Annotated in this window: 15 protein-coding genes; 1 reads left to right on the top strand and 14 read right to left on the bottom strand. The window is 43.1% G+C overall.

The annotated features are described in order from the left end of the window. Positions 1 to 2: 2 nt before the first annotated feature. The 3 genes from DM09_RS02285 to DM09_RS11295 are packed head-to-tail and all read right to left on the bottom strand — an operon-like array spanning position 3 to position 3,266. On the bottom strand, positions 3 to 1,382 hold the full coding sequence (locus DM09_RS02285) for an alanine racemase (protein WP_038247238.1): 1,380 nt from the start codon (positions 1,380 to 1,382) through the stop codon (positions 3 to 5). Continuing rightward, positions 1,375 to 2,463, bottom strand: a complete 1,089-nt coding sequence (locus tag DM09_RS02280; protein ID WP_038247237.1) for an ATP-grasp domain-containing protein — start codon at positions 2,461 to 2,463, stop codon at positions 1,375 to 1,377. The genes DM09_RS02285 and DM09_RS02280 overlap by 8 nt, the downstream gene beginning before the upstream one ends. After that, on the bottom strand, positions 2,460 to 3,266 hold the full coding sequence (locus DM09_RS11295) for a PqqD family peptide modification chaperone (protein WP_198401643.1): 807 nt from the start codon (positions 3,264 to 3,266) through the stop codon (positions 2,460 to 2,462). The genes DM09_RS02280 and DM09_RS11295 overlap by 4 nt, the downstream gene beginning before the upstream one ends. Before the next feature lie 544 nt (positions 3,267 to 3,810). Here DM09_RS11295 and DM09_RS10970 point away from each other — a divergent pair. Then, positions 3,811 to 4,095 carry a hypothetical protein gene (locus tag DM09_RS10970; RefSeq protein WP_051937941.1) on the top strand — a complete coding sequence of 95 codons (285 nt, stop codon included), beginning with the start codon at positions 3,811 to 3,813 and terminating at the stop codon, positions 4,093 to 4,095. Between the two features lie 288 nt (positions 4,096 to 4,383). On the opposite strand, the gene DM09_RS02265 is transcribed toward DM09_RS10970, so the two are convergent. The 11 genes from DM09_RS02265 to DM09_RS02210 form a co-directional block, all read right to left on the bottom strand. Further along, entirely contained in the window at positions 4,384 to 5,064 is a 681-nt protein-coding gene (locus DM09_RS02265; protein ID WP_038247236.1) for a hypothetical protein, read from the bottom strand. 62 nt (positions 5,065 to 5,126) lie between these two features. Beyond that, the gene (locus DM09_RS11645; RefSeq protein ID WP_198401642.1) at positions 5,127 to 6,467 is read right to left on the bottom strand and encodes a hypothetical protein; all 1,341 of its coding nucleotides are present in this window, start codon (positions 6,465 to 6,467) and stop codon (positions 5,127 to 5,129) included. Positions 6,468 to 6,687: 220 nt separating this feature from the next. After that, the gene (locus tag DM09_RS02250; RefSeq protein ID WP_038247234.1) at positions 6,688 to 7,989 is read right to left on the bottom strand and encodes a sigma-54-dependent transcriptional regulator; all 1,302 of its coding nucleotides are present in this window, start codon (positions 7,987 to 7,989) and stop codon (positions 6,688 to 6,690) included. Then, positions 7,986 to 9,467 (bottom strand): sensor histidine kinase, encoded by a 1,482-nt coding sequence (locus tag DM09_RS02245; protein WP_038247232.1) that lies wholly within the window; start codon positions 9,465 to 9,467, stop codon positions 7,986 to 7,988. Before DM09_RS02245 ends, DM09_RS02250 begins: the two co-directional genes overlap by 4 nt. A 32-nt stretch (positions 9,468 to 9,499) precedes the next feature. Then, complete coding sequence (locus tag DM09_RS02240; RefSeq protein WP_038247231.1) at positions 9,500 to 9,964, bottom strand: DUF411 domain-containing protein; 465 nt, start codon at positions 9,962 to 9,964, stop codon at positions 9,500 to 9,502. Between the two features lie 37 nt (positions 9,965 to 10,001). Further along, complete coding sequence (locus DM09_RS02235) at positions 10,002 to 10,637, bottom strand: CBS domain-containing protein (RefSeq protein ID WP_038247230.1); 636 nt, start codon at positions 10,635 to 10,637, stop codon at positions 10,002 to 10,004. A 14-nt stretch (positions 10,638 to 10,651) separates the two neighbouring features. Next, positions 10,652 to 11,827 carry a hypothetical protein gene (locus DM09_RS02230; RefSeq protein ID WP_157753582.1) on the bottom strand — a complete coding sequence of 392 codons (1,176 nt, stop codon included), beginning with the start codon at positions 11,825 to 11,827 and terminating at the stop codon, positions 10,652 to 10,654. Between the two features lie 112 nt (positions 11,828 to 11,939). Then, entirely contained in the window at positions 11,940 to 12,242 is a 303-nt protein-coding gene (locus DM09_RS02225) for a hypothetical protein (protein WP_038247228.1), read from the bottom strand. 104 nt (positions 12,243 to 12,346) lie between these two features. Beyond that, entirely contained in the window at positions 12,347 to 13,198 is an 852-nt protein-coding gene (locus tag DM09_RS02220; protein WP_038247227.1) for a copper resistance protein B, read from the bottom strand. After that, entirely contained in the window at positions 13,195 to 14,886 is a 1,692-nt protein-coding gene (locus tag DM09_RS02215; protein ID WP_038247226.1) for a copper resistance system multicopper oxidase, read from the bottom strand. Before DM09_RS02215 ends, DM09_RS02220 begins: the two co-directional genes overlap by 4 nt. 61 nt (positions 14,887 to 14,947) lie before the next feature. Further along, positions 14,948 to 17,491 carry a heavy metal translocating P-type ATPase gene (locus DM09_RS02210; protein WP_038247225.1) on the bottom strand — a complete coding sequence of 848 codons (2,544 nt, stop codon included), beginning with the start codon at positions 17,489 to 17,491 and terminating at the stop codon, positions 14,948 to 14,950. Between the last annotated feature and the right edge of the window lie 5 nt (positions 17,492 to 17,496).

Genomic DNA, 17,496 nt, shown 5'->3' with positions numbered 1-17,496 from the left:
TGTTATTTCTTACTTTGAATGCTAACAAGATGTTCGGGAATCGATTCTTGCGCTGTCACCACAGACAAATCTTCTGCAGCCCGAATCACCGATACCTGTTGATGCTCATCTATCATCACCACATTAGGGCGATACTCAATAAATTGCATCCATTGCGTATTGTTGTATGCACCCACAGGACTAAATACCAATGTATCCCCCACATTCATGGGTGGCAGCATCACCGATGAACGCATCACATCAATATTCATGCATAATGGTCCATAAAGAATGGTATCCTCAGCCACACCTTCCAAGGGGCGCGTAGGTGTAACCTGATGATTATACCAGAACCCTGTGAATAAAACATTTACGCCAGCATCAATCACCATAGAGCGCCTACCATCAGGCATACGTTTATTGGCAATCACTGATGTAATCAAGATTTCTGCATCATCGACTACCGCACGACCACTTTCCAAAATCAAACGCGGGCGACCCAAACCTCGCACATCTCGTTCACGCGTTGCATCGTTGAGCGCATTACAAATCGCTTCGGCATATTGATCAAAGCTGGGCACAACTTGTTCCGGTGGTAAATATGTGCCATGCAATGAGTTCATTGAGGCAAAACCACCACCAATATCAATACTTTGGATATGACAACCCGTCTTGGTTTCGACCAAGTCCATAAAACCACACATGATGCGTATTTGTGCCGCGTAAGCACGTGGGTCAAGCACAAATGTACCCAAATGGCTGTGTAAACCAGCCAAGTTCAAATGTTCACTCTCTCCAAGAATGCGTGCAGCATCCATGGCTTGCCCCGATTCTAAATTAAAGCCAAAACGACTCCATGCTTCGGTAAAACCTGTATCAAAATTCAAGCGCATGGTGACATCTACTTGTTTACCTGCTGTTTTGGCAACATCTTCCAACAAATAAAGCTCATCCAAATGGTCAAGGTGGATGCGCGCACCTTCTTCCACTACGCGTTCTAAAATTGCGCGTTCTTTATGTGGTCCATTAAACAAAATTTTCTCAGCAGACACACCCAGCGACCGCGCTTTTTCATATTCAAATGCTGATACCACTTCAGCCCATGCACCTTCTTGATGTAATGTGGTGCATACTGCCCCCAAATAGTTGGTTTTATACGACCAACTGTACACCACATCCGCATACCTTGTTTCAAATGCACGAAATAACTTACGTACATTGGCGCGCAATCTGCTTTCGGATAAAACAAAAAGTGGGGAACCATATTTCTCAATTAAATCTGCAATCGCCACGCCTTCAAAATATTCTTGAAACTGTGTGTTGTTCACGTTACCAAACTTATTGAGCGCACCAATCCTGTGCGGCGTTAATGTTGGTTTTTGCCAAGCTTGTCTTTCACTCATCTTTATCTCCTTGCTCTCCAACCCTTGCTTGGTAACTGCCTGTCATTGCCATGGATTCAAAGGTTTGTAAGTCAATCACTGTTTCTTTTGCATAACGAATCATCATTGCCCCCACCTGTGGTTTCTTTTGTTCAGGCATTTTTCCAGAAATCATTTCCACCAACATGGCTGGTAAATTACTACCTGCCGCTGCTGTTAAGTAAATCCAAGCAGGGAACCTTGGGTTAATCTCAATCAGTAAATACTGCCCATCTTTTTCTTTAAGCATTTCTACTTCTAACGGGCCTTTCCACTGCAAATGTTGCACAAGTTTTAAGGCATCATCTTCTAATGTTTGATCTCGCACGGTCACGCACGCCCAAGCCTTTCCTTTATCGGTGACGGCTTGTTTACGCATCATCACCGAACCAAGTAAGTTGCCTTTACCATCACCAATCGCAGTGAGATTAACTTCATAACCTTCAACATAACGCTGTACAAGCACAGGATAACCCCAGCTGGCAACAATTTTTTTAAAGGCATCGGCTGCTTCATCCGCATTATTGACCACTGTAGCATCATAAAATACACCTTTAACCACCATGGGGTACTTCCAACCATCTTCATGGCAGTTATAAAAGAACTCTGCGCTGGTGATTTTTTTGGTTTCAGGATGGCGAATACCTGCACTTTTACACAACTCGTTTAAATTATCTTTATTGCGCGCTTTAAGCTGCTCCACATCAGGGATGAGAAAACTTAAACCAATTTCTTTTAAGTCATGTTGCAAGCGGCTAAAGCTTAAAAGCTCTGCGTCCAAACATGGAATCAATATATCCACCGACTCTTGAACTTGAATGTATGCCAACCTTTCTACAAGCTGGTGTTCACCTGCAGATGGATAAGGCAATAAATAACTCACATCACACACGTCCAAGTACAACCCAGGGTCAAGCACATCATAACCTAAACCCACAATGCGAATATCATCGCCATACGCCATACGAAGACAACGTGCAACAGCAAGCCCTGGACCTGGATTATCAGGCTTAGCATTCATGCCTGTCACAGCAATGGTAACTTTCTTACTTGGCTTACTCATACAATAAGCTTACGAAGCTGAGCAAAAAAGTCGGTCAAATCACGTTCTGCTTCATTGCGATTAACATCAAACTTCGCTTCAATTTCCTTAAATAAGGTATCAATATCATCATTATGTTGTAAAAAACGTAACACGAATAGTGCCACGGGGTTCGCCGTAAAGCTCAAACCACTCACTGGATCAAAAACAAATCCACTTTCATTTAGGGCTAGCCGCTGCAATACATCTTTAGCAGGCAGGGCTACCTCTCCCATATTTTGTTTATCCCACGGTAGTTGGGTCATAAGTTTCTCCTTTTGCTTTTCTCGGTGGGGGTTATTCGGATTCCATGCACGGTAAATGCATTGGAAAAGGTGATCGGTTAAGCTTTCTACTGAAACCGTATCTGGCTTATCAGCTAGCAACTCAATATGCGCATAAAGCACCTGCCACAGTTCTTGACGTGATGTTTCCAAGCTCAAACGCAAATATGCTACATCCATAGGCTGACAACACACAAAGGTTAATAAGGCTTGATTCTGTAATAGGTCTCTTAAAAAATATAACAGCCCTTTTTTGCCCGCAGGCATGGCTGCCATCAGGTTGTACAGTTGCATGGTTCGCAACTCCACCCACGATGACAACATCGCTTCTTTGGATGAAAAATGGCGAAATAAAACACCATCCGAAATTTTAGATTCCTTGGATACTTTTTGCGTAGTCAAAAATGCCAATTCATTTCTGCCTGCAATACGGTCAATCGCAGACAACACTTGTTGCTGCCTCTGCTCGTTCACCTTTCGTTTATGTTTATTGTTCGCCATCGAAATCAACATGTGGCGAAGTGAAAATGAGAGTATTTACTTTCACAAGCACTTTTTTCACCCCGTATATTCCCCCTTCAAGCTCTAACCTTCTTAAAGGTCTGTAGATTCAACTCGTAAGTGCCACTTTAACAAATAATTTAAAATGTAAGCTACGGTAGCCGCCTTGGTCTTTTCAAACACAACTTGTCAAAGAATAATAATAAACTACACACAGCTTACCCAAGCACAACGCTACCAGATTGCAGTGCTCAATAAAGCAGAGCATCTTCAAACTGAGATTGCTAGGTATTAGTCAACGAATCCACAATCAGCCGTGAACTAAGGCGAAACCGTGGTCTTCGTGGTTGTCGACCTAAACAAGCCTATCACTTAGCTATGGAACGAAGGTAAAAAAAGTAAAGACATTCATTGCACCTGACCATTGGCAACGCGTTGAACCACTGATTAGAAAAACGTGGTCACCAGTAGAAATTGGCGCACGTTTACGCTTGGAAGGTCCGCGTTTTGTGAACTATGAATGGATTTATCTATGCTGATTTAGATGAAGGTGGTGGATTTGCATACATTCTTGCGCTGTCAGAAAAAGCGAAGGAAGCATTACAGTTCCAATGGTCGCCGTAGTAAGATACCCAATCATATTGGTATCGCTGAGCGACCTGATATTGTGAATCAAAAAGTACGCATAGGAGACAGGGAAGGTGATACCATCACCAAAGATAATGGTTTGGAATTTTGCGAACATTCGAGAGTAGTCAAGGCAGTTCAAGCTGATTCTATGCTAACCCTTATGCTTCATGGGAGCGAAGCCTTCATGAAAACACCATAGACACATACATTAAAAAAGAAAATGTGCCTGTAATTACATCGGGGCCATAAGATTTACGCAAGAACTTTACAACATCACCAAATGAAGGATATGCATTTGAAAACTTCACATAAGAATAAGCACTGATTCCCGACACAGCTCCTCCGACAATAAATGCCAGAAGAAGTAACCTGCCAACCAGCTCAGTAATTGCCCCATAAAAACAAATATACCTGCGCTAATTATCACGTCTGTGCCTAAGGAAACAGAGCCTAATAACTATAGTTTTTCACTATTTTTTTTGCAAAATTAATCAAAAGCCCAAGAAAACAAAGCCTTATCTTTTAAGCCTAGCTGTTCAAGCAGTAACACACCTAACAACGCAACCATAGAGCCTATCAATAAAGCAACTGCTGGTCCAAATAGCCACATAATACTAGCTTCTGCTGCCTCTGGTCCAAGTTCAACTGTACGAAAACCCATAATCACCCAAGCTGGAGGATAAAGCACTGCCCCCAAACCAAACGTAAGCCCAAATACTTTCTTCCATACATCTTTAAGTGATGTGAACGCAACAATGAGTAAAAGCACGCATACTAGCACGCCCAAACCCATAGCATGAATATGCCCACGCAATAAACGCTGCATCGCATCTTTAGCAAGCGAACCTGAATGTGAATGTTGTTGGTTTGCACCATGCGCATGACCACCACCCTCTTGATGCATATCAGGTGCTGATTCGTGATGGTTGGCTGACATTTCTGATCCATGTGTGTGCCCCATCTCTGCCTCGCCCATTGCATCCATGGTCATATCTTTCATCATTTTTTGTGCTTGCTGCTGCTGAATGACTTCTTGCTGCTGTTCAAACGCACCATGTAATGTTTCATGATTGGTTGCCATATATACTGCCCATAGTGCACCCATCATCAGTGCTACAATCCCCAATATTAACCCATGCCTTACCGTACTTATAACTTGCATACCCATAAATTTTCTCCTATGGAATAAAAAAGGGGAGCAATGCTCCCCTTTTCAACCTCATTTATATATTACAGCGCCATATCAATAGCGAATACGAAGGAATTAAAGTCAGACAATGTTGCATTGGTTGCACCACCACCAGCACCCATTCTTTCCACTACATTTTTACTGCTTGTATAAGACAAAATAGCTTGCACATTTTCAGCCACTTGATGAATACCATACAATGTTGTATGTGTTGTAGCTGCAGGTTTTAAAACCGCATTGGTTAACATCTGCAAATCAACTTTACTTGAATTGTATTTTGCACCAAGCATCCAACCTTCTTGCATAATCCACTCTGTTGCCAACGTAATTGCAGTTACATCCAACTTGGTATTGGTAAGCGGATTGGTTTGATTACCCACTGTATATGCACCCCAAGCTTGCAAAGGTTCACCGTAATTTATCGCAAAATCAACACCTGAACGTGTGACATCACTAAATGCCATAGGGTTTGCATTGGTAGCACCTGGTGCACCCATTGCCATAAGCATAGTTGCCTCACCACCAAATACATCACTGGTATAGTTGGTTGCTTTATATGTATAAACACCCACGATATGATTATCCATGATTTCTTGAGCTACACGACCATACACTGTTGAAGTTTTATTGCCTGTGGTTGAATCATTACCTGCAAGACCATAACTTACATTGTAGTATGTACCTACACCTGAGTCACCATTGGTTGTACCATGCACACTTACACCATCAACCATCATTAGCATTGTACCGCCTGCCATTTGCGCAGCATCTGCCCAACCATAACCCATAGGACGTTTAGACATCATAGTCATACCATAACCCACGTTGTTTTGCACACGACCAAAACGCACTTTGACGAGGTCATTCACATAATAAATACCTTCCAACATGCCGATGCCACCAAGAAGGCTGGAATCCATCCACCATGAGAAGTTATCATAAGAACCTGCTGTAATTAAACCAAACTCACCATTACCAATTTTCGCATTGTTTTTCGCGCCATCCAACATACCAGGTCTATGCCCAGGCATAACAACAACGTCATTTGAATCAGTTAGAGGTGCTGCATTGCTGTATAAGACTTGTGTACGTACAGTGAATGGGAATGATGATGCAAATACTGCATTCTCACCTGCATCAAAGTTTGCGCCTCTTTCGTCTTGGCTATCAATATCACCACGACCTTCTTCAAAGCGGAAACCGCGTTCACGGAAAGCTACGCCCATTTTTGATAATTGCGGGAACATGGTATGACAAGAGTTACAGGCCATGCCATATTTTCGCGCAAACACAGGTAATGCCTCTGCTTCACTTGGCACCAGGGCGGCACTGCCCACCGCCAACATGGCAAAACCACTTAATGTATATAATATTTTTTTCATAGGGATTCCCCTCCTTAAAGATGTTTACTGATCAGATGTCAGCCGTCATGCCAAAGAAAGAAATATTGGTGCCAAACCTGCAACCACCTATACATCTTATAAAAAATAACAAAAAGTGTAAAGCTATCAGCACCTTACATGAAGTTAAAAAATAAATAACCTTATCTTTCTTTCTCACTATTGGGAATAGCACCTGCAAAAGACTCTCAAATATGGGAATTTATGCGTCGAGTTTGCGGTACAAAGTTGAAAGACCTATACCCAACTTCTCTGCTGCTGCTGTTTTATCACCACCACAACTTTGAATCATACGTGTAATATACTGTTTTTCATATGCATGACAGGCTTCAACTAACGGTAAATCATGACCTTCTTTGAGTTTTCCCATATCCGAGAAAAGCAATGTATCATCTGTACCCAACAACAGCGCACGCTCCAACACATTCCTCAACTCTCGTACATTGCCATACCAAGGTTGCGTCTCTAACCACAAGACTTGCTCAGATGACATCTTGGGCACTTGCCTGCTCCATTCTTGGCAAATTTGATCCAGTAGGCGGTAAGCAAGGGGAATAATATCACTTCCCCTATCGCGTAAGGCAGGAATATTTATCTTCATAACATTAAGTCGGAAATACAAATCTTCACGAAAGCGTCCTTCTGCCACAGCTTGTTCAAAATCAACATTACTCGCCGCAATGACCCTAGCTTGAAAGGGTAATTCTTCATCACCTCCAACGGGGCGAAAAGTTTTCTCATCAAAAACATGTAACAATTTCGATTGCATCGCCATAGGCAACTCAATCAACTCGTCCATAAAAAGTGTACCCTTGGCTGCTGTGGTTAACAGACCTTTTCTATCACTATCGGCACCAGAAAATGCGCCTTTTTTATGACCAAACAGTTCAGATTCTAAAAGCTCTGCTGGAATAGCCGCGCAGTTAATGCGTACAAACGGCTGGGCACTTCGCGTGGATAAACTATGCAATAATCTCGCGACTACACCTTTACCTACCCCCGTTTCACCTTGTAGCAACACAGGCACACCACTGGCACTGGATTTTTGAATCAAATGTTGCACCGCTTGCATATTTTCCGACGAGCCAAGCACAGCCAACTCACCTTGGTCTTGGACAAGCTGCTCACTTTCAATCACTTTTTCTCGTAAAAGAAGCTTCTCTTGCAAGCGTTGCAAGCGTGCAAGTAATTCATCAAAACGAATCGGTTTGGCAACATAATCATATGCACCTGCTGCAAAAGCTCGGGATGCCAAATCTCGATTACCAAATGCTGTCATTAATATGAGTGCGATACCCGAACCCGCAATGGCACGCAACACATCAAAACCCTCACCATCAGGCAAAAAGTTATCACACAATACAGCATCAATATTACCCGCATCTAAACATGCCAATGTCTCGGTAACAGTTGAAGCTTCAGTGGTATCAAAACCTTCTTCACGCAAAAGCTCCACGATACCTTGGCGGATATATTGTTCGTCTTCAACCACTAATAACTTCATGTTATACCTTTACCTTGGTGCGCAATCGGCACACTGATACGAAAGCACGTGCCATGACCAGCATCCTCAAGCAACGACAATGTACCATGCATAGCATCCATCAGCTCTTTGCTTATGGCTAAACCAAACCCCGTACCTTCCCCCTTTTCTTTGGTGGTTACACTGGGGTTAAAAATAGATTTGCGCATAGCTTGCTCAATGCCATGCCCTGTGTCGCACACATCAATCACAATATGTCCACCTTGTTCAATCGTTTGAATATGTACCTCACCACTTTCACGACAAGCATGGCAAGCATTGTGAATCACATTCATCAACACCTGCATCAACATACTGCTGGAGGCATACACCAAAGGCATATTCGAATCCTCGTTGACTTGAATCACTACACGTTTATGTTGGGGAGACATTTGCCCTAGTTTAACAGCATCAGCAATCACAGATCTCACTGCAAACGCATGAAACCGCATATCAAATTCATGCCGACCAAAATCCAGCACTGTTTGAATAATCAATTCCATGCGCTCGGTTTCTTTGACAGCTGAGTCCAAATGCGAAGCCACTGCTTGCGTATCTTGTTGCGCCAATTTGCGTTTTGCCATGTGTAGCAACATGCCTACCGAAGCTAAAGGGTTACCCACTTCATGCGCGAGACTTGCTGACATCACAGACAAAGCATTCATTTTTTCTTGATGCGCAGCCAAGCTTCGGATTCGATTTAGCTTTTGCTCTCGCTCCTGTAATGCCTCACCCATGGTATTAAAAGCCTTAGCTAACTCTCCAATTTCATCATCTGAAACAACCGCACAATGAACATCAAAATTACCTTCTCCAACCCGTTGCACAGCCTTTTTCATTTGCACAAGTGGATGGACGATTTGATTATAAATAAAATAGGCTAAGAACCCTAAACTCAGCAATAATACCAACATTAAAGCAACTGTTTCTTGACGCATATCCATACGCAAACCCGCCATCATTTGCATAGCACGGTTGACCTGTTCATCTAAGGCATGATGTTTACGGGTCAAATGCTCAACAGCTTGCTTGGCTTCTGTCGCAATTTCATCAATAAAAATAGGACCTTCCATATTTTCTGTCGCAAACGGCAAAACAAACACCTTTTCTGCAATGCCTTTGATGTTTTTCACACTTTGCATCAAGTCAGATAAACTACTGTCTTGGTATGTTATTTCATATTGTTCAATCATTTGCACAAGCTTTTGCTGATATTGATGAAAAACACCCTCAGACCGATGGTCACCCGTAATAAGAAAGTCATTCACGACTTTAATATTACGATACACGCCCATTTCAATGGCATGTAAATCATGACTTTGATGATTACTATTTTCGACAACCGCTGCTTCTTGTTGCAAATGCCGCATATCACTGAGTAGGTCCCAGCCAAACACTGCCACCAACAAAAAGATAAGGCTTAACAAAACCCCAACTTTTAATGCAAGGTGTTTACGCAAAACCAGTTACCCATGTCATAGGTTACTATACCTTATTCATACCTATGATAAACTTTAACTCCACCTTGTTGATCAAAAGCCAATACATCATAATTTCTGGGATTTTTACCTTCTGCCTGCATACCTGGTGACTGCATAGGCATACCTGGCGCTGTTAAACCGACAACATCTGGACGGTCCTTTAATAAACGCAACACATCAGAAGCGGGCACATGCCCTTCAATCACATAACCATCTACAAGTGCCGTATGGCATGATGCTAACCCCGCTGATACACCATATTTCTCTTTCACTGCCTCCATATCTTCACGTGGTAACTCTTTCACCGTAAAACCTGCAGCTCTCATATGTTTTGCCCAAGCGCCACAACAGCCGCAACTTGGATTTTTATACATCACCACCTCAGTTGCAGCAGACTCAACCGTTAAACCGCCAATAATAAGTACAGGGGCAACCAGTAGACCTAATATAAGCTTAAACCTCTTCAATTGATACATCTCATCTCCTTTTTTAACCATCATATTTTCTTGTTACTTACTTCCAAACATCCAAGTGAAGATTCAGCATCACAGCTTTTAGAATATCACTGCGGGTGACAATACCTACAAGTTTATCCTCTTCAACAATAGGCATAGCACCAACACGTTGCTCTACAAATAAGCGAGCAATATACCGTGCATCCGTATCGACACTGGCTGTTAACACCTCATCCTTCATCACCTGCTCTATCAACACACTTTGTTTATCTTCAGCACAATGCATACAGCCCATACTCGTACCACACATACAGCGATAGATATCACGATCCGAAACCATACCAATCAACGATTGTTGCTCAGACAGTACGGGAATATGCCGAAAGTCGCCCTTCCCTAAAATATCTAATGCTTTCGATGCTGTTTCTTGCACAAAAAGTGTGACCACTGGCGTAGTCATCACCTGTGAAGCTTGAAGTACTTGTTGATTTTCATTCGTACTCTCGGCCAACTGATAAGCTTTTAAGCTTTTAGCTTGATAAGTTAACCCAGAGTCATCATGACTTTTTTCTTCTTTTATTGTATTGGTCTTCTGACCCTTGCTTACTTTCTCTACACGTTTTCGCGCAAACAACTGCTCCAAAGGAACAGGATTACTAATGCCAGGCCCAAAAATTCGGAATTCAGGTAACATCGTTTATCCCTCAATCACCCAGCTGGTACAGCAAAAATAAGTACGAATAACAAAGCTAAACCGACAAGTACAAACCTTAACCGTTCCATATGATTCTTACACACTGTAAAACCAACACAACATTGAAGAAAATAATACAAAGCAAACGCTTTAGATGCTAAAGTAATGATGGCAAATGTTGAGCCAGACCAAGCCAATGCCATCGCCAAACCACCCACCAAAACATATCCCCAGCGCTGGTTGATGCGACCCAGAGTGATTTCCGTCATATTGGCTGTTGCAGCTAAAGTATCAGCAACCGCAGCTGAAAACTGTGACAAGCTGGCTGCAATAATTAATGGCGCAACGAGAAACACAGACACTTGCGCCGCCAATAAAATCAAACTGTTTTCAGCATAGTCTCCTTTCAATATCACCACAATTGGAAGCGCCAAGGCAACAAAAATGACATAGACTGAAAGTGATAAATATTGTGACCAACGTGATGCAACTATACGTGTCCTGCGGTCAAATACTTTGCCAAGATAACGTGTGGTTTCAAAACCCTGCACCACAATCAAAGTACCCGCGACAATGGTAATCATTTCCCAAGTACTACGATCTGGCATTTGTGGCATCGTAAAACGACCTGCATCGAGATAATGATTCACGTCATACATGGCGAAACCAAGTAATAATACCATCAAAATAGCTAGCGTAATATACAACGCCCAACTTTCCATTTTCTCCAATGGTTTCAATCCACCCGCCACACCGATTATAGTGATGCTGCCAATAATAATTGTTGTCAGAAGGCTTTTATTAAAGCTTGAATCCAAATCAAAAGCACCCAACACAAAAGAACTTAAAATATGTACATACAAACAAACGGACACTATATAAGCTGCAACAAGCGCAAACGAGGATAATCGTTCAAACATCACTGTCTTGCGCCGTTCCCCTTTTTCCAATACTGGCTCTGCACATAAAATATTATGCCGCACCACAGCACCTGCTTGAAAAGCTACAAATGCCACCACCAACATTGCCAAAACCGAATACGGACCAACACTGCTTGCCAACACAGGTACAATCACCAAAAACCCGCTGCCAAAAATAGAGGCCAGCGGTGTGTTCATGGCAGGTGTGATTTGCAGAAATGTCTTCGGCTCAGAATCAGTTGCACATTGTTGTGTCGTATTACTTTTCATTAAAACCCACTTATCATTATAAATCATACCAGTACAAACGCCCCATAAGCCTCATTGCTTCATCGCACACAACAAGGCTTACAGCGCATATACCACTCAATACTACCTCACATTATTGTGAGTGTTTTAAACCACCCATCGTTTTACGGTGCACACCATCAGACATTACAGCTGGTGTTTTATTTTCATCTGAGCTTTCCTCATTTTTTTCATGATGCAAACCGCCCATCGTTTTACGGTGTACACCATCGGACATCGTGGATGCTTCACCTTTGTCTTCATTCATTTGTTCTTGATGATGCAAGCCACCCATAGTTTTACGGTGCACAGCATCCGACATTTCACTCGCATATGCTGGTGCAGTGAAAAGTATCGCACCACACAATGCCATCATAACAACACTTATTTTTTTCATACCAGCCTCCTTTAGACTCACACGCTCTCATCATATTTCCAGCGCCAACGAGCGTAAAATCGGCACCAAAACTTACAATCTTATTACATTCACCATTTAAGCACCTAAAACCACCATCGTAAACCTGCAATCAATGAAACGTTGTTCGCCGCTTCACCAGCCGTTTTCACAAACGTAGCCGTAGTGCCAAATTTTTTCTGTTGAGCCACCCCTATATAAGGCGCAAACTCTCTTGTCACTTCATAACGCAAACGCATACCTAATTGTAGATCATTTATACCCTTACCCACATCAAACTCGGGCACATCTGAAAAAGACAGGTTGATTTCAAGTCTTGGCTGTAGAATTAAGCGTTGCGTAAATAATAAATCATAAGTGCCTGTTATCCGAGCAGACACATCCCCTTTATCACTGATAAACAATGCGGGTTCAAGGTCAAACCAATAGGGTGCCAAGCCTTGAAAACCGACAACTGCAAAAGTACGCTGATTATTTACTCCTGCCCCATAAAACTGATCAAAACGTATGCCCGCCTGTAGATCCCAAAATGCACTAACAGCATGGCTGTACAATGTTTGCAATTCCAATGCGCCGACCTTAGTTAATAATTCTTGGTCTCCCTCAAACTTCATCCATAGCTTATTATAATCAGTTCCACGCCAAGCTTGCATATCCCAGCGCAAACTATTATTTCCGCTATTGTTTGAACGATACTCCATTTGGTCCGCAATCAATTTACCAAACACGATTTCATCCGTATCTTCCCAACCTGCCATGTGCCGATATTCATAACCATCAGAATAATCAGAGCTTCGTGCATCTGCTGGTGCATCTCCGCCTTGCATAGAGCCTTTCTTCATCACATTTTCTGCATCCATTTGCATTTCTTTAGCTTGCGCAGAAGATAAAGCTAGCCATGCACTCACCAATATTAAAAACACCCTAAAAATACTCATGCGACCACGACCTCTCTAAACATGCCTGCAGCCATGTGATACAATAAATGACAATGAAATGCCCAGCGGCCTTCAGCATCTGCCGTGACTAAAAAGCTTACTCTCTGAGCTGGCTGTACAGCAATTGTGTGTTTTCGTACCTGAAAACTGCCATTTTCAGCTTCTAAATCCGACCACATACCATGCAAATGCATGGGATGAATCATTGTACTATCATTGTGAAGTATTACACGAATACGCTCGCCTTTTCGGAAATGAATAGGCTTGGCTTCATTAAGCTTTAACCCATCAATAGACCAAATAAAACGCTCCATATTACCTGTAAGATGCAATTCGATTTCTTGTGTCGGCAAGCGCGTATCTTCAGGAACGGCTATACTTCTTAAATCTGCATACGTTAATACACGTCGACCATTATCTCTAAGACCAGGGCCTGGATCATCCAAATTTAAGCGTGGTGCATCTACCCGCATATCAACGCCTGCACCATATTCATCTTTGGAGTGTTTTACTTTTGTTTGCATCCCCATGCCACTCATCGAACCTTGTGCCATAGCTCCCATCATATCTACAGCATCTAATAACACAGGTTTATCAAGTTCTGGTGTTTCAGCTTGCATGTCAGCCCTTGGTGACAACGTGCCACATGCATAACCAGAACGATCCATAGATTGGGCAAAAATGCTATAAGCCTTATCATCAGGGATTTTTACAATCACATCATAAGTTTCACCCGAACCAATACGTAACTCATCCACTTCAACAGGGTGAACAGCCTGTCCATCTGTGGATATAACGCGCATCTTTAAACCTGGTATGCGAACATCAAAAAATGTTGCTGTTGCTGCACCAATAAACCGCAAGCGCACTGTCTCTCCAGCTTTCACAACACCATGCCAGTGACCCACTGGACTTTGACCATTCATCAAGTACGTATACGTTGCAGCCGATATGTCACTAAAATCATTGGGACTCATCCGAGTTTTGTTCCAAATATGACGTTTAGCAAGTGCATCACCTATACCCAAATGAGCCGCATCATCAATAAAGTCCATTGCAGTTAAGTTTCGATAATTATAATAACCTGCCATTTTTTTCAGGTTCATATACACGTCTACTGGATTTTCATCTGTCCAATCACTGAGCACAATCGGATAATCCCGATCAACATCTATTTCATCCGAAGTGTCTCGCGGTTCGATAATCAATGCACCATATACACCTGTTTGTTCAGCTAATGTATGCGCGTGATACCAATAAGTGCCATGTTGAACCACTGTAAATTTATGCTCGAATGTTTCTCCCGGTGCGATGCCAGGGAAACTTATACCAGGTACGCCATCCATCTCCGCATCAAGGATAATGCCATGCCAGTGGATGGTGCACATTTCTTCCAGTCGGTTGGTCACACGTATGGTGACAGTGTCACCTTCTTTGAGCTTTAATACTGGCCCAGGCAATAAACCATTTACCGTTGTTGCGATACTTTCTTTACCCGTTAAATTTACTTTCATGGGTGCAATGTCTAAATCAAATGTTGTTCCACTTAATACGCGGCTTGCTTCACTCACATCATAAGCCCAAGCGAAAGGAGCAAGTGTGTTTGCCAAAGGTAAAAGTACCCCTGCCGCAGCTACACCTTTGACAAACTGTCGTCTCGACAAAAATTGTTGTTTTGTATCACCCATCACTATCTCCTATAAATACAAGCGCCTAGATATACAATAGATCGCTTTTCATGCCTTAATTCTACAACTTCGTATTTTTTAAACGGAGTGCATTCACAATCACTGAAACAGAGCTGAAACTCATGGCAGCAGCCGCAATCACAGGCGATAACAGCAATCCAAACACTGGATACAACACACCCGCCGCAATGGGTACACCCGCCGAGTTGTAAATAAAGGCAAAGAATAGATTTTGCCGGATGTTTTTCATGGTTGCAGCCGATAAACGACGTGCACGTACAATGCCCGTCAAATCACCCTTGATAAGCGTCACACCTGCTGATTCCATCGCCACATCTGTACCTGTGCCCATGGCAATACCCACATGGGCTTGGGCAAGTGCAGGTGCATCATTGATACCATCACCTGCCATGGCCACAATTTTACCTTCTGCTTGCAATGATTTAACAACATTGGCTTTTTGGTCAGGCAATACATCGGCTTCAAAACGGGCTATGCCAAGTTTTTCAGCAACTGCTTTGGCAGTGTTGTGGTTATCACCCGTTAACATCACCACCTCAATGCCTTCATCCCTTAGCTCTTGAATAGCTGCAGGCGTTGAAGCTTTGATGGGGTCGGACACACCAATGAATCCAACCAGTTTTCCATCTGCAGCCAAATACATCACCGTCTCACCAGCCAACTGGTGTTCTTCAACTTGTGCACTGACCTGCTCAATTTGAATATCGTTATCCAACATCAAGTTCGCATTACCCAAAAGAACAAAATATTCAGCCACAACAGCTTGTACGCCTTTGCCTGTAACGGCAGTGAAACCTTTGGTTTCTTGCAGCTTTAAATCACGCTTTTCAGCACCAGCCACAATCGCCGCAGCAAGCGGATGTTCACTGGCACGCTCCATACTTGCAGCCAGTAGCAGCACCTCATTTTCTGCCATGTCGGTTGTTGTAATAACGGTAGTCAGACTGGGTTTACCTTCAGTGAGTGTACCTGTTTTATCGACAACAACGGTGTTCACCTTTTCCATGATTTCCAAGGCTTCTGCATTCTTAATCAATACACCCGCAGTAGCACCGCGACCTGTACCCACCATAATCGATATGGGTGTCGCCAAACCAAGCGCACATGGGCAGGCAATAATTAATACGGCAACGGCATTAATCATCGCATGAGCAAGCTTTGGTTCGGGGCCAACAAAATACCAAACTGCAAAGGCAAGTGCCGCAACCAAAATCACGATAGGTACAAAATAACCTGATACGGTATCCGCCATTTTTTGAATGGGTGCACGTGAACGTTGGGCCTCAGCAACCATGTTCACAATTTGCGAAAGCAGCGTATCTGCACCCACTTTTTCAGCTTTCATCAGCAACGAACCATTACCATTCACCGTTGCACCAATCAGTTTTTCACCGGCAAACTTTTCGATGGGTACAGGTTCACCTGTCACCATCGATTCATCCACAAGGCTTTCACCTTCGGTCACCACACCATCCACAGGCACTTTCTCACCGGGGCGAACCCGCAGCACATCACCTGCTTGCACATCTTCCATAGGTACATCTACTTCGGTACCATCATCTTTCACCAAACGCGCTGTTTTCGGTGTCATGCCAAGCAAAAGTTTGATGGCTTCGTTGGTACGTGAACGCGCTCGTAGCTCCAACACCTGACCCAGCAAGACCAAGGTTGTAATCACAGCTGCAGCTTCAAAATAGACATCCACAAGCCCACCTTCCATCTGCATAATGGGAGGAAACAAACCAGGCATTAACAACGCCACCATGCTATAAAGCCAAGCCACGCCTACACCCAAACCAATGAGCGTAAACATGTTCAAATTCCATGTGCGAATCGATGCGACAAATCGAACAAAAAATGGCCAACCACCCCAAAGTACCACAGGCGTTGCCAACACGAATTCAATCCATTGCACCGTGCTCATATCTAAACCCGATGGCAGCCAAGACGGTGCCAAATCAGCAATCATGGCTAGGAAAAATACTGGTAATGACAGAACCGCGCTCACTTTAAAACGACGGCTCATATCATGAAGTTCTTCATTATCATCTTCTGCCGATACAGTGCGCGGCTCCAGAGCCATACCACATTTGGGGCAAGCACCTGGTTCATCACGCACAATTTCAGGGTGCATGGGGCAAACATACTCTGTCTTTTCACTGCTTATTGGAGCGCCCATGGGTTCTAAAGCCATACCACATTTTGGACATGCACTAGGCTCATCACTTATAATTTCAGGATGCATCGGGCAAGTATATTGCCCCCCACTGACCTGCGCTGCTTTGGGTGAGGCTTGATGCTCACAATCATCATGTTTACCCACATACGCTTCAGGTGTTGCATTAAACTTGGCTAAACATTTTTCACTGCAAAACCGATAACTTTTATCCGCATGGCTTACACGATGTGTGGATTCAGGTTTGACAAACATATGGCAAACAGGGTCAACAGTGTATTGCTCAGGGCTTTCTTCAAATTTATGTTGGCATTTCTCGCTACAAAAGTGCCACAACTTCTCATGGTACTCTACATGGTGCGTTGATGTTTCTTTCACTTCCATTCCACATACTGGATCCATATTCATACTAC

Origin of the sequence: Ghiorsea bivora, assembly GCF_000744415.1 — a bacterium.
Classification (GTDB): Bacteria; Pseudomonadota; Zetaproteobacteria; order Mariprofundales; family Mariprofundaceae; genus Ghiorsea; species Ghiorsea bivora.
Note: the sequence above shows the minus strand (reverse complement) of the source record. Positions and strands in the feature narration are given on the sequence as shown.

What these genes read in the sequence shown, in the direction of transcription:
- DM09_RS02230 (WP_157753582.1), bottom strand. Translation starts at nt 11,827, where the DNA reads ATGAAAAGTAATACGACACAACAATGTGCAACTGATTCTGAGCCGAAG.
- DM09_RS02215 (WP_038247226.1), bottom strand. Translation starts at nt 14,886, where the DNA reads ATGGGTGATACAAAACAACAATTTTTGTCGAGACGACAGTTTGTCAAA.
- DM09_RS02210 (WP_038247225.1), bottom strand. Translation starts at nt 17,491, where the DNA reads ATGAATATGGATCCAGTATGTGGAATGGAAGTGAAAGAAACATCAACG.
- DM09_RS02280 (WP_038247237.1), bottom strand. Translation starts at nt 2,463, where the DNA reads ATGAGTAAGCCAAGTAAGAAAGTTACCATTGCTGTGACAGGCATGAAT.
- DM09_RS02285 (WP_038247238.1), bottom strand. Translation starts at nt 1,382, where the DNA reads ATGAGTGAAAGACAAGCTTGGCAAAAACCAACATTAACGCCGCACAGG.
- DM09_RS10970 (WP_051937941.1), top strand. Translation starts at nt 3,811, where the DNA reads ATGAAGGTGGTGGATTTGCATACATTCTTGCGCTGTCAGAAAAAGCGA.
- DM09_RS02220 (WP_038247227.1), bottom strand. Translation starts at nt 13,198, where the DNA reads ATGAGTATTTTTAGGGTGTTTTTAATATTGGTGAGTGCATGGCTAGCT.
- DM09_RS11295 (WP_198401643.1), bottom strand. Translation starts at nt 3,266, where the DNA reads ATGGCGAACAATAAACATAAACGAAAGGTGAACGAGCAGAGGCAGCAA.
- DM09_RS02235 (WP_038247230.1), bottom strand. Translation starts at nt 10,637, where the DNA reads ATGTTACCTGAATTCCGAATTTTTGGGCCTGGCATTAGTAATCCTGTT.
- DM09_RS02225 (WP_038247228.1), bottom strand. Translation starts at nt 12,242, where the DNA reads ATGAAAAAAATAAGTGTTGTTATGATGGCATTGTGTGGTGCGATACTT.
- DM09_RS11645 (WP_198401642.1), bottom strand. Translation starts at nt 6,467, where the DNA reads ATGAAAAAAATATTATATACATTAAGTGGTTTTGCCATGTTGGCGGTG.
- DM09_RS02265 (WP_038247236.1), bottom strand. Translation starts at nt 5,064, where the DNA reads ATGGGTATGCAAGTTATAAGTACGGTAAGGCATGGGTTAATATTGGGG.
- DM09_RS02240 (WP_038247231.1), bottom strand. Translation starts at nt 9,964, where the DNA reads ATGTATCAATTGAAGAGGTTTAAGCTTATATTAGGTCTACTGGTTGCC.
- DM09_RS02250 (WP_038247234.1), bottom strand. Translation starts at nt 7,989, where the DNA reads ATGAAGTTATTAGTGGTTGAAGACGAACAATATATCCGCCAAGGTATC.